Origin of the sequence: Limnohabitans sp., from assembly GCF_030158565.1 — a bacterium.
Taxonomy (GTDB): Bacteria; Pseudomonadota; Gammaproteobacteria; order Burkholderiales; family Burkholderiaceae_C; genus Limnohabitans_A.
Genome location: NZ_JAOASQ010000030.1, coordinates 1 through 12575, shown reverse-complemented (window position 1 = coordinate 12575; position 12575 = coordinate 1). Strand labels below are relative to the sequence as shown.

Below are 12575 nucleotides of genomic sequence, written 5' to 3'. Positions count from 1 at the left end.
GTTGGTAATGGCACCACACGCGCCAGCCCGCCGCCGCAAATTGGCGAACGATCTCGGCGCCCAGGCGGTGAGCGCCTCCGGTGACCAGAACTTGTTTCATGGATGTGAGCAGCTTGCGGTTCGAAAGAGGGCGGTTGACCTGCGAAGGCTTGTTGAAGTAGCTTGTCACCCCGGACTTGATCCGGGGTCCATGCTTGCGCCACCCTGGATGCCGTATCAGGTCCGGCATGACAGTTTGCCAAGCAAGCACCCAATTATCGGTGAAGCGCCTGGCGCGGGTCGTTTGCACCCGCCCAAGACCCCGCGTGGCATGGGCGACAATCTCGGGGTGACGACGCCCTACACCGCCCCCCCTTCTGAATTGACCTCCCGCATCCACCAAGCCATCGCGCAAGCGGGCGGCTGGATTGGCTTTGACCGCTTCATGGCCATGGCCCTCTACGAGCCGGGTCTGGGTTACTACACCAACGCCCTGCAAAAGTTCGGTGCCATGCCGTCCTCGGGCAGCGATTTTGTGACCGCGCCCGGTCTGTCGCCGATGTTTGGGCACACCCTGGCGGTGCAGGTGCGACAGGCTTTGCAAGCCACAGGCACGCAAGATATTTGGGAGTTTGGCGCGGGCACCGGTGCCCTGGCCTTGCAATTGCTGGACAGCCTGGGCGATGCGGTGGCGCGTTACACCATCATCGATTTGTCGGGCACTTTGCGTGCCCGCCAAGCCGACACCTTGCTCAAATACGCGGGCAAAGTGCGCTGGCTCGACGCGTGGCCCGATGTCATCGAAGGCGTGGTGGTGGGCAACGAGGTGCTGGACGCCATGCCGGTGCAACTCTTGCAGCGCACAGGCGGCGTCTGGCATGAGCGCGGCGTGACCACTGCAGGCGAGGGTTTCGCTTGGGAAGACCGCCCCACCGATTTGCGCCCACCGATGGCCATCGAGGGCGAGCACGATTACCTGACCGAAATCCACCCGCAAGGCGAAGCCTTCATCGCCAGTTTGGCCGAACGACTCAAGGCGGGTCGGGGCGGTGCGGCGTTTTTTCTGGACTATGGCTTTCCCGAGGGCGAATACTTTCACCCCCAGCGCCACATGGGCACCGTCATGTGCCACCAGTTGCACCAGGCCGATGCCGACCCGCTGGTGGCGGTGGGCCAAAAAGACATCACGGCCCACGTCAACTTCACGGGCGTGGCGCTGGCCGCACAGAACGCCGGGCTGCACGTGCTCGGCTACACCAGCCAAGCCTGGTTTTTGTTGAACCTGGGCCTGGCCGAGCGGATGGCCGAGGCCTCTTTGGCTGAGCGCAGCCAGGCCCAGCGTCTGGTCAACGAGCACGAGATGGGCGAGCTGTTCAAAGTGATCGGCCTGGCCACCTCGGGCGACTGGGCTGCTCAAGGCTTTGACCGGGGTGACCGGTCGCACCGGCTCTGAGCCGCAAGCAAGGCGCCTATGTTCCGTTGGCTGATCGTCGTTTTACTGGCCCTGATCATCTTCAGTGGCCTGCAGCCCTGGCTGCAAAAGCTGGGCTTTGGCCGTTTGCCGGGGGATTTCCGGTTTCGCCTGTTTGGGCGGGAGTGGTTCATCCCGATCACCAGCACTTTGCTGCTGAGCATGCTGGCCGCCGCGATTGCCAAGTGGCTGTGAGTGGGCGTGCGCCAGCGCTGCAAGCCTGGACGTGTTACAGTGCGGCACGCCATTGGCGACTTATGCCCATCTAGCTCCTAGCGAGCCGATAGCGCATCCCGGCAGAGGGATGCCAGTCTTGTCCTCCACTGTGCACATCGCCCGCCATGCTTTTCCAAGCTGGGCCCAGACGATTTTTTGCTTCCTTTTTGACGCACCTCTGCACGGTGCTGTTGTTGGGCAGGCCTTCAGGGCTGCTCATGGGGGCGCTTTTTTGGCAGCAGGACATGCCAAGACCCGTGCCGTTGCACAGCCCCCAAGAGGGCCGAAAAAAGCGGTTCGACCCCCTTCGTTAAAATACATGACCATTTCATATTGTTCACACCAACCCATCTCCATGGGAAAATTCCGAATTCAGCCGTGCTCCAGGGCTTTGCCCAATGGCGCATTTGGCGCACAAGTGTCCGTGGCCAGTGGCCGCGGCAGCGCCAGCACCGACCGCGTGATGCGGTTTGTGCCCGAATTCGCCACACCGGCCGCCGCCAGCCAATACGCCCTCGATGAAGGCAAGTTGTGGGTGGAGCGCCAGACGACGAAACCGATCCTGCTTTGAGAAAGACGTTTTAAATGGCTAAAGAAGAACTGATTGAACTGATGGGCGTGGTCAACGAAGTGTTGCCCGACACACGTTTTCGCGTGACGCTGGACAACGGTCACCAGCTGATCGCTTACTCCGCTGGCAAGATGCGCAAGAACCACATCCGCATTCTGGCGGGTGACCGTGTGACGCTGGAGCTGTCGCCTTATGACCTGAGCAAAGGCCGCATCAGCTTCCGTCACCTGGCCGGTCGCCCACCCATGACCCCACGTACCCCACGCTGAAGCGGCGGACGGCTGGCAGCCGTCCTTCGCACAGGGCTCTTGAAGCGCAGGCCGTGGCCCCCAGATGGGATGGAACACAGGGGAATTCATGACCACTTCAACCGAGTCCTTGCACATTGTTTGTCCGCATTGCCACACCACCAACCGGGTGCGTGTGGCCGATATGCGCAGCAGCCCCGATTGCGGGCAATGCCACCAGTCCCTTTTTGATGGCCACCCCGTGGCCTTGGACGACGCCAGCTTTGACAAGCACATCGGCCGCAGTCAGGTGCCTGTGCTGGTGGACTTTTGGGCGCCCTGGTGTGGCCCTTGCCGCATGATGGCCCCGGCTTACGAGCAGGCCGCTGCCTTGCTGGAGCCCCAAGTGCGTCTGGCCAAACTCAACACCGAAGAAGCGCAAGGCATCGCGGCCCGCTTCAACATCCGCAGCATCCCCACGCTGGCGCTGTTTGTGGGCGGCAAGGAAGTCGCCCGACAGGCGGGCGCGTTCCGCTCGGCAGCAGACATTGCGCAGTGGACGCGTTCGCATCTTTGAGGCTGAGGGTTGGTCCGTGATGGACCCCGGATCAAGTCCGGGGTGACGAATGGATGGACCCCGGATCAAGTCCGGGGTGACAGCTGGATTGCCCCGTCATCTCTGTCAAATTGATGGGTCATCCCGGCCCCCGAGCCGGGATCCACGCCCCCATGGACTCACCGCAAGACCTCGCGAATCGCCTGCACCCGCGCTTGCGTGATCCGTTCACCGATCTGAGGGCCTTTGAGGCCTGCTTGCGCAGCGGCCTGCGCAATCGGCGCCGTCTCCACCGATAAGGCCGCTTTTTGGGCCAGCATCAGCCGCTCGGCTTGTGGATAGGCCGCATCGGCCAAGCCCAGACGCCCCCGCGCATCGCATTCACACGCTTGCAGCACACGTGCAAAGCGCTCGGCCTGGCGAACAGCATCACAGCGCTCCAGCAGGCGCATCACGGCCTCGGCGTTCAACTCAGCACTGCGGTGGATGTTGCCGTGCTCGCGGGCCATGACTTCGGCCAGTTCTTTGCAGTCGCTGGGCACGCGCAGGCGATCGCACACCTTGAGCAACAACTTCACGCTGCGCCCTTCGTGCCCAATGTGGCGCGGCAGCACGTCGGCCGGTGTGTTGCCTTTGCCCAGGTCGTGGAACAAACAAGCCACGCGCACCGAAAGCGGTGTGTTCAGCTGTGCGGCCATGTCCATCACCAGCATCATGTGCGCGCCGGTGTCGACTTCGGGGTGGTATTTGGCGCGTTGGGGCACGCCCCACAGGCGGTCCAGTTCGGGCAGCAACACTTTGAGCGCGCCGCATTCGCGTAGCACCTCGAACATGCGCGAAGGCTTGGTGCTCATCAGGCCTTTGGTCAGTTCCTGCCAGACGCGCTCGGGCACCAAATGGTCCACTTCGCCGCCCTCGACCATCTGGCGCATGAGCGCCATCGTTTCATCGGCCACGCTGAAGTCGGCAAAGCGCGCCGCAAACCGTGCCAGCCGCAAGATCCGCACCGGGTCCTCGGTAAAGGCCTCGGTCACATGGCGCAGCACTTTGGCTTGCAGGTCGCGCTGGCCGTCATAGGGGTCGACGATCAGGCCCGTCCATGTGCTGGGCGCGGCATGGGCCAAGGCCTCGGGCACGGCCATGGCATTGATGGTCAGGTCGCGCCGGGCCAAGTCCTCTTCGAGCGTGACGTCGGGCGCAGCCTGCACCGCAAAGCCTTTGTAGCCTCGGGCGGTCTTGCGTTCGGTGCGGGCCAGGGCGTATTCCTCGCGTGTCTGCGGGTGCAGGAACACAGGGAAATCCTTGCCCACCGGCACATACCCTTGCGCGGTCATGGCCTCGGGCGTGCTGCCCACCACCACCCAGTCGCGATCCTGCACCGCCAAGCCCAGCAAGGCATCACGCACAGCACCCCCGACGGCGTAGGTGGTCATGGCAGATCGGGGTTGGACTCGGCTTGGGCGCTGTTGCGCGGCCCGACTTGCCCCAGCCGGTTTTTCAGCGATTGCGGTTGGCGCGTCAGGATGGCGGCGTAGTTGGTGGTGTTGGACAGCACCTTCTTCACATAGTCGCGGGTTTCATGGAAGGGCACGTTCTCGGCCCAGATGGCCGCTTCCAGCACCGGGCCGTTGCGCCAGTTGCGCGGGCGGCTGGGGCCTGCGTTGTAGGCGGCTGCGGCCATGGCCATGGAGCCCTCGAAGTCGTCCAGGACCAGCTTCAGATAACCCGTCCCAATGGCCACATTGACTTCCTTGTCGGTGATCTGGTCGGGGGTGAAGCTGCTCATGCCGATTTTCTTGGCGGTCCACTTGGCGGTCGCGGGCATGACCTGCATCAGGCCCGAGGCGCCCACATGCGAGCGCGCATCCATGATGAAGCGGCTTTCCTGGCGAATCAGGCCGTAAACATAAGCCGGGTCGAGTCGGATCTCGCCTGCACGGCGCACCACGATGTCGCGCAGCGGCATGGGAAAGCGCTGTTCCAAGTCGATCACGTCCTTGGTGCGCTCGCTGGTGTTGATGCAGCGGTCCCACACCTGGCGCTGGCAGGCCAGATCGGCGGCGGCCAGCAGTTCGCGGTCGTTCATGCCGCCGGGGCTGTGCAAGTTGGTGCTGTAGTTCCACTCGCGGTTGCCTTCGGCGCGCAAGCCGATGCTGATGGCGTAGAGCGCACGTTGCAAACTCGGGTTGGCCTGGGCTGCGGCTTTTTCTTGCGCGCTCAAAGCACTGGGGCGTTCGGGTACCGTGATGCTCTGCCCCAGCTCCTCCAGTGCGAGCTGTTCATAAAAACCGCGCACGCTGGCGATGCTGCGCAGCAAGCTTTGCGCCTCTTGCTTGGCCGCTTCGTCTTTGCCAGTGGTGGCCAGCAGGGCGCGGGCTTGCCAATACACCCAGGTGGCTTCCTTGCGGCTTTCTGGCGACATGGCTTGCGTGGCGCTGAGCACTTGTTTCCACTGACCCATGCGCAAGGCGGCGCGCACTTTCCAGCCCAGCAAATCGTCGTTCAGGTCACCATCGCGGCGCACATTGGCAAAGTAGCTGCTGGCGTTGTCTTGCAGTTTTTGCGCGGCCTGCTTGCCAATGACGGCCCAAGTCCAGTTGCGCTCTTCGGCGCTCAGTTGGACGCCCCAGTGGTGCTCCAGCAAATTGGCCGCTTTGTCCGGATCGCTTGCGGCCAGGCGGATCAAGGCCAGCACCGCCAGCTCTTTGCGGTTGCGCGTGATGGCGATGATGCGTTTTTCCAGGTACTTGGCCGGGTCGGCGTGGATCAAGGCCACTTGCTCGGACAGGCGAGGTGCCTCGATGTCCACCGCCGCTTGCGCGGGGCGGGGGCGGTTGGCGTCCATCGCGATGCGGGCTTTGCGCCACAGGTCGATGCCATTGATCTGCCGGCCCGAGTGCAGGTGCTCGGCCACATAGGTGCAGCCGTCTTCGGCTTCGCGCAGCGAATACCAAAGACGTTTGGCCTCATCGGCCACATTGGCTTTGCTGTTGATGGCCTCCGTCGCCAGCGCATAGCAACGCACTTCTCGGTCATCGCGCATGCGGTAGTGGGGGTATTCGGCGGTGAATGTGGCCCAGTCGCGGCGTTTGCCCAGCTGCAGCAGCCAGTCGTTGCGCAGGCGGTCTTCGTAATAGCTGCCCGCATACGTGTTCAGGAAGTTGCGGATCTCGGATGCCGATGCGCTGTCCAGCCGAGGGCGCAGCTCCCAATAGGCGGCCAAGGGCTCCAGCAGGTGCCCGCGGGCTTGTGGCAGCAGGGCGCTCAAGCGGGCTTTGTCGTTTTTGCGGAAGGCTTGGGCCATCTCCAGCAGGGTGTCGTCGCCTTTGTTTTGCGCTTGCGCAGGAAAACAGGCCAGGCCAATCGCGGCCAAGGCGCCAACCAGTGTCAGAATCTGTGTCAGTTGCTTGAATGAATGAGGCATGGGTTGATTATGGACAAAGCGGATGCCAAGAAAGCCTTGAGAAAGGCCTTGATCGAAGAAAGATTGAACCTGCCGGACCGCCTGGAGCGGGCCGAGGCCTTGCAGCGCGTGATGCGCATTTGGCTGTTTGACCGTCCGGACACTGTGATCGGTGCCTACTGGCCCATCAAGGGCGAATTTGATCCCTTGCCCGTGCTGCACCGCTGGAAAGAAGACGGCGAGCTGCACGGCGAACCGCAGCGCCGCCGCATTGGCCTGCCGGTGGTCAACAAGCAGCACAAGACCCTCACTTTTCACACCTGGTACCCCGGCTGCCCGATGGAAGAAGACGCCTACGGCATCCCCAAGCCCAAAGACACCGAAGTGATCGTGCCTACTCTGCTGTTTGTGCCGTGCGTGGGCTATGGCACGGGCGGTTACCGCTTGGGTTACGGCGGCGGCTTTTACGACCGAACCCTGGCCACCCTGCAGCCCAAGCCCTTCACCGTCGGTTTGGGTTTCACCCACAGCTTTGTGGACGACCTGGAACCCGAAGACCACGACCAGCCGCTGGACGCGATCCTGAACGACAACGGCGTGGTCTGGCCGGTTTGAACGAGCAGCAGTAAAACCATGGCCCGACCCAAATCCGCCACCCACGACATCAAGCGCGACGCGATCCTCGATATCGCCGCGCAATGCTTTGCGCAGCGCAGCTACCCTGCGGCCAGCATGAACGAGATCGCCACCGCCTGCGGCACGTCCAAGGCGCGGCTGTACCACTACTACGAGAGCAAAGAGGCGATCCTGTTTGACCTGCTGGACCGCCACACCCAGCGCCTGCTGGGCCTGATCGCGCAGACCGAAGCCACGGCCCAACGCAAGAACCTGGACGACCGCGCTGCCCTGCACGAGCTGGTGCGGGCTTTCCTTCAGGAGTATGAAAACTCGGCCACCCGCCATGCCGCATTGCTCAATGACACCCAATTTTTGAGCGATGCGCCAGACCCTGCTCTGGGCGCCACCCCGGTTTCGCCCAGAGACCTGATCCTCAACCGCCAGCGCGACATCGTCGCCGCCATGACCCGCTTTTTGAAGCGCGCCTACCCCGAGCGCCTGACCCCCACCAACCAGACCGCCCTGACCATGATGCTGCTGGGCATGATCAACTGGACCTTCACCTGGCTGCGCCCGGGTGGGCCGATCAGCTATGCGGCTTTCGCCGAAGAGGTGATTGCCATGCTCGAAAAAGGTTTGGGGTGATGTGCCGCTGACCCATCGCAGCACCCTTGTAGCTTATTGAAACGCCACCTCGGCAAAGCTGCGCAGTTTGCGGCTGTGCAGTTGAGCCGGGCCTGCGGCACGCAGCAACTCCAGTGCGCGGATGCCGATTTGCAGGTGCTGGTTCACCCGCTCGCGGTAAAAGTGGTTGGCCATGCCGGGCAGCTTGATCTCGCCGTGCAGCGGCTTGTCGCTCACGCACAGCAGCGTGCCGTAGGGCACGCGGAAGCGGAAGCCGTTGGCGGCGATGGTGGCGCTCTCCATGTCGAGCGCGATCGCGCGGCTCTGGCTGAAGCGGCGTTCCGGCGTGCTGTCGCTGTGGTGAAAGGGCAGCAGCTCCCAGTTGCGGTTGTCGGTGCTGGCCACGGTGCCGGTGCGCATGAGGCGTTTGAGCTCATGGCCTTTGCAGCCAGTGATCTCCGACACGGCTTTTTCAAGCGCCACCTGAATTTCGGCCAGCGCCGGGATCGGCACCCACAGTGGCAGCTCTTCGTCCAGCACATGGTCTTCGCGCACATAGGCGTGGGCCAGCACATAGTCGCCCAGCTGCTGCGTGGTGCGCAGGCCCGCGCAGTGGCCCACCATCAGCCAGGCGTGCGGGCGCAGCACGGCGATGTGGTCGGTGATGTTCTTGGCGTTGGCGGGGCCCACGCCGATGTTGACCATGGTGATGCCGCTGTGCCCCTCGCGCACCAGGTGGTAGCCCGGCATCTGCGGCAGGCGCGGTGGCGCGGCGCCCAGCGCATCATCAGGCTCGGCGCTCAGGCCCACACGGCGCGTGACCACATTGCCCGGCTCCACAAAGGCCACATACGGGCTGTCCGGCTTGGCCATCTCGGCGCGGCCCAGCGCGATGAACTCGTCGATGTAGAACTGGTAATTGGTGAACAGCACATAGTTCTGAAAGTGCGCCGGGCTGGTGCCGCTGTAATGCCGCAGGCGGTGCAGCGAATAGTCGGTGCGCGCCCCGGTGAACAGCGAAAGGGGTTCTGCCTGGCTCTGCGCGCCGCGCCAAGTGCCATTGGCAATGCTGTCGTCCATCGCGGTCAGGTCGGGCAGGTCGAACACATCGCGCAAGCGGGCGCGGCGTGCAGCGCTCATTTCGCCTTCCATGTGCTCGTTTTCTGCAAACGAAAAATGCACCGGCATCGGCTCTTTGCTGGTGCCCACTTCCAGCCGCACACCGTGGTTGAGGATCAACAGCTCGAACTGCTTGCGCAAATAAGGGGCAAACAGGTCCGGGCGGGTGAGGGTGGTGGCGTATTGGCCGGCACTGGCCACAAAGCCATAGCTCAGCAACTCGGCTTCGGCGTCGTCTGGGGGCGTCCAGTCGGTGGCCGTCTCCAGCCGCACATACGGGTAGCAAGCGCGGACTCGGTCGTGCAGCTCGTCGCCGGCCACAAAGCGCTGCATGGCCTGGCGCAGGTGCGTCACGCTTTGCGCATAAATGGCCTGCACGCGGGCCAGGGCCGCATCGGCGTTGTCAAAAACTTCGGGGGCGATGAAAGGGATCGGTGTTCTCATGGCCTCATTGTGCCCAAGCTGTGCGCCCCTTCAGGTCCGACAACTGCAGGCGCCACCCACAGACTTGTCCAGCTTGAATCCTCCAACCTGTTGGCGCAGTTTTGAAATCAAGAGTGTCTCGAAATCTTCAATCCATTTTCATGTGTCTGACACATGGCCTTGCAAGACTGGATGGGTTATCCCGATCACGCTTTTTTACTTAACGGAGAATTTTCAATGCAGATCAGCGCCATCGACAGTGAAGACTTGCCCACCAATCTGACCCAGAACGAACATTTTCAAAATGTCGTCAACCGCGCAGTCAATCGTCGCGGATTCTTGAAATTCGGCAGCGGTGCGGCCGTTGCCACATTCCTGGCGGGCCCTTTGGCGGCTTGCGGTGGCAGCGACAACGAGAGCGTCGCTTCATTGCTCGGCTTCAAGGCGCTTGCGGCATCATCTGCCGATACCGTTGTGGTGGCCGAGGGGTACACTGCCACGGCCTTTGTGCCTTGGGGTACACCCTTGTTTTCGACCGGTGCGGGTTCGACATGGTCGGGCAATGGCACCGAGTCTGCTGCAGACCAAGCACGCCAAGTGGGTGACAACCACGACGGCATTCATTTCTTCCCCATCAATGGCACATCCAGCAGCGAAGGCTTGTTGGTGATGAACCATGAATACAACACCACTTTGGCACCAGCCTACACCGACTACCTGACCTTGTTCGGGCCCACACCAGCGCCCGCCAACACGCTGGAGCGCGTCAACAAGGCCATCAGTGCTTGGGGTTGTTCGGTCCTCCACATCAAGAAAACCGCTGGCACTTGGGCCTTGGTGATGGACTCTGTGTACAACCGCCGCATCACTGCCGCGACCCCCATGTTGCTCACGGGGCCAGCTGCTGGCGACGACAAGTTGAAAACCAGTGCAGACACCACGGGCACCGAAGTGCTGGGCACGGTCAACAACTGCGGTAACGGTTACACCCCTTGGGGCACCTATTTGACCTGCGAGGAAAACTTCAACAACAATTTTGGCACCACTGTGGACCCCACTGTGGATGGGCGAACTGTCGCCATGAAGCGCTACGGGATCACGAAAAACACGTCTGGTTATGCGTGGGAGGTGCAACACACACGGTTCGACTACAAGATCGAGCCCAACGAATCCAATCGCTTTGGCTGGATTGTGGAGATCGATCCTTTTGACCCGACTTCCAAGCCCAAAAAACGCACTGCGCTGGGTCGCTTCAAGCACGAAAACGCAGCCTATGCTTTCACCAAAGACAAGCGTGTGGTGGTTTACATGGGCGATGACCAGGCCGATGACTACATCTACAAATTTGTCTCGACCAATGCGTACATCGAAGGCAATCAGCGTGCCAATGCCAACTTGCTCGACAGCGGCAAACTGTATGTGGCCAAGTTCAACGATGAAGCGACCACAGGCGATTTCATGGGCTCGGGCCAATGGGTTGAACTGAACATCAGCAATGCATTGATTTCAGGCTATGCCACTTACACCTTCACCAACCAAGCCGATGTTCTCATCAATGCACGGCTTGCCGCTGACGCTGTTGGTGCCACCAAAATGGACCGGCCAGAGTGGGTCACCGTGCACCCGACTTCAGGTGAGGTCTATGTGACCTTGACCAACAATTCTGGTCGCACTGCAGTCAACGACGCCAATCCGCGAACCAGCAACATTTACGGACAAATTGTGCGCTGGCGTGAGACGGGTGGCGACGCTGCTGCCGCGACCTTTGATTGGGATATTTTTGTGTTGGCGGGCAATCCCAGTGTGACTGCCAATCAGGGGACCCTCAAAGCGGGCTCCAGCAATGTGACAGCGGACAATACTTTCAACAGCCCCGATGGCTTGGGCTTTGACCAGTTTGGACGCCTGTGGATCCAAACAGACGGCAAGTACAGCAACACAGGGGACTATGCCAACCAAGGCAATAACCAGATGCTGGCGGCGGATCCGGTGACCAAGGAAATCCGACGTTTCCTGGTGGGCCCCAAGGAGTGTGAAGTGACGGGTTTGAGTTTCACGCCTGACAGCAAAACCTTGTTCATCAATATCCAGCACCCAGGTGAAAACGGTGGTGGCTCTAGCCACTGGCCCGAAGGCGGCAGTGCCATGCCGCGCTCGGCAACGGTCATCATCACCAAGAACGATGGCGGCGTGATTGGGACCTGAGGCCAGGTTTGACCATGAAAAAGCCCCGCCTAGGCGGGGCTTTTTGTTGGGGCGTTAGAGCTGGATTGCCGCGTCGCAAGCTCCTCGCAATGACATAAGCCTTGTCATCGCGAGCGGAGCGTGGCGATCCAGTCTTCGTTGGGGCGCAGTTGCTGGATTGCCGCGTCGCAAGCTCCTCGCAATGACACAAGCCTTGTCATCGCGAGCGAAGCGCGGCGATCTAGTCTTGGATCACATGTTGCGGCGGTACTGACCACCCACCTCGAACAGCGCGTTGGTGATCTGACCGAGCGAGCACACGCGCACCGCGTCCATCAGCACTTCAAACACGTTGCCGTTGTCGATCACGGCTTGTTGCAAGCGCTTGAGCATCGCAGGCGATTCTTTGGCGTGCAGCGTGTGGAAGTCGTTCAGGCGCTTGAGTTGCGACTGCTTTTCTTCCTCGGTCGAGCGGGCCAGTTCCAGCGTTTCCATGACTTCGTCGCCCTTGGGGTTGCGGAAGGTGTTGACGCCGATGATGGGCAGCTCGCCGGTGTGCTTGAGCATCTCGTAGTGCATGGATTCGTCTTGAATCTTGCCGCGCTGGTAACCGGTTTCCATGGCGCCCAGCACGCCGCCGCGTTCGGCGATCTTCTCGAACTCGGCCAGCACCATTTCTTCGACCAGCTCGGTCAGCTCGTCGATGATGAAGGCGCCCTGGTTGGGGTTCTCGTTCTTGGCCAGGCCCCACTCGCGGTTGATGATCAGCTGGATCGCCATGGCGCGGCGCACCGAGTCTTCGGTGGGCGTGGTGATCGCTTCGTCAAACGCGTTGGTGTGCAAGCTGTTGCAGTTGTCGTAGATCGCGATCAGCGCTTGCAGCGTGGTGCGGATGTCGTTGAACTGGATTTCTTGCGCGTGCAGCGAGCGGCCAGAGGTCTGGATGTGGTACTTCAGTTTTTGGGATCGCTCGTTCGCGCCGTATTTCTCTTTCATGGCCACGGCCCAGATGCGGCGCGCCACGCGGCCGAGCACCGTGTATTCGGGGTCCATGCCGTTGCTGAAGAAGAAGGAGAGATTCGGTGCGAAGTCGTCAATGTGCATGCCACGCGCCAGGTACGCTTCCACAAAGGTGAAGCCGTTGGACAGCGTGAACGCCAGCTGGCTGATCGGGTTGGCGCCGG

The 12575-nt window shown here is 61.7% G+C and carries 12 protein-coding genes; 8 read left to right on the top strand and 4 right to left on the bottom strand.

Features of this window, described 5'->3' with window-relative positions:
• Positions 1 to 310: 310 nt before the first annotated feature.
• From Q1W40_RS06535 to trxC, 5 genes are all read left to right on the top strand, one after another.
• Positions 311 to 1432, top strand: coding sequence for an SAM-dependent methyltransferase (locus Q1W40_RS06535; protein WP_300710176.1), 1122 nt, complete (start codon positions 311 to 313; stop codon positions 1430 to 1432).
• Positions 1433 to 1450: 18 nt separating this feature from the next.
• Positions 1451 to 1645, top strand: a complete 195-nt coding sequence (locus Q1W40_RS06530; protein WP_300710174.1) for a DUF2905 domain-containing protein — start codon at positions 1451 to 1453, stop codon at positions 1643 to 1645.
• A gap of 376 nt (positions 1646 to 2021) precedes the next feature.
• The gene (locus Q1W40_RS06525; protein ID WP_228769086.1) at positions 2022 to 2237 is read left to right on the top strand and encodes a hypothetical protein; all 216 of its coding nucleotides are present in this window, start codon (positions 2022 to 2024) and stop codon (positions 2235 to 2237) included.
• 14 nt (positions 2238 to 2251) lie between these two features.
• On the top strand, positions 2252 to 2506 hold the full coding sequence (infA, locus tag Q1W40_RS06520) for a translation initiation factor IF-1 (RefSeq protein WP_108324509.1): 255 nt from the start codon (positions 2252 to 2254) through the stop codon (positions 2504 to 2506).
• An 88-nt stretch (positions 2507 to 2594) separates the two neighbouring features.
• Entirely contained in the window at positions 2595 to 3041 is a 447-nt protein-coding gene (gene trxC / locus Q1W40_RS06515) for a thioredoxin TrxC (RefSeq protein ID WP_300710170.1), read from the top strand.
• 158 nt (positions 3042 to 3199) lie between these two features.
• Here trxC and Q1W40_RS06510 read toward each other — a convergent pair whose 3' ends face one another.
• Together Q1W40_RS06510 and Q1W40_RS06505 are read right to left on the bottom strand one after the other, a co-directional pair.
• The gene (locus tag Q1W40_RS06510) at positions 3200 to 4453 is read right to left on the bottom strand and encodes a multifunctional CCA addition/repair protein (RefSeq protein ID WP_300710168.1); all 1254 of its coding nucleotides are present in this window, start codon (positions 4451 to 4453) and stop codon (positions 3200 to 3202) included.
• Positions 4450 to 6444 (bottom strand): lytic transglycosylase domain-containing protein, encoded by a 1995-nt coding sequence (locus Q1W40_RS06505; RefSeq protein WP_300710166.1) that lies wholly within the window; start codon positions 6442 to 6444, stop codon positions 4450 to 4452. The genes Q1W40_RS06510 and Q1W40_RS06505 overlap by 4 nt, the downstream gene beginning before the upstream one ends.
• Positions 6445 to 6453: 9 nt before the next feature.
• Here Q1W40_RS06505 and Q1W40_RS06500 point away from each other — a divergent pair, with 9 nt between their 5' ends.
• A complete protein-coding gene (locus Q1W40_RS06500; protein WP_300710164.1) occupies positions 6454 to 7038 on the top strand; it encodes a 5-formyltetrahydrofolate cyclo-ligase in 585 nt (194 codons plus the stop codon).
• Positions 7039 to 7056: 18 nt separating this feature from the next.
• Positions 7057 to 7686 (top strand): TetR/AcrR family transcriptional regulator, encoded by a 630-nt coding sequence (locus Q1W40_RS06495; RefSeq protein WP_300710162.1) that lies wholly within the window; start codon positions 7057 to 7059, stop codon positions 7684 to 7686.
• Between the two features lie 33 nt (positions 7687 to 7719).
• On the opposite strand, the gene Q1W40_RS06490 is transcribed toward Q1W40_RS06495, so the two are convergent.
• Complete coding sequence (locus Q1W40_RS06490; RefSeq protein WP_300710160.1) at positions 7720 to 9228, bottom strand: AMP nucleosidase; 1509 nt, start codon at positions 9226 to 9228, stop codon at positions 7720 to 7722.
• Between the two features lie 216 nt (positions 9229 to 9444).
• Here Q1W40_RS06490 and Q1W40_RS06485 point away from each other — a divergent pair, with 216 nt between their 5' ends.
• On the top strand, positions 9445 to 11412 hold the full coding sequence (locus Q1W40_RS06485; RefSeq protein WP_300710158.1) for a PhoX family phosphatase: 1968 nt from the start codon (positions 9445 to 9447) through the stop codon (positions 11410 to 11412).
• A gap of 231 nt (positions 11413 to 11643) precedes the next feature.
• On the opposite strand, the gene Q1W40_RS06480 is transcribed toward Q1W40_RS06485, so the two are convergent.
• A partial coding sequence (locus tag Q1W40_RS06480) for a methylmalonyl-CoA mutase family protein (protein WP_300710156.1) occupies positions 11644 to 12575 on the bottom strand: 932 nt, incomplete at its 5' end.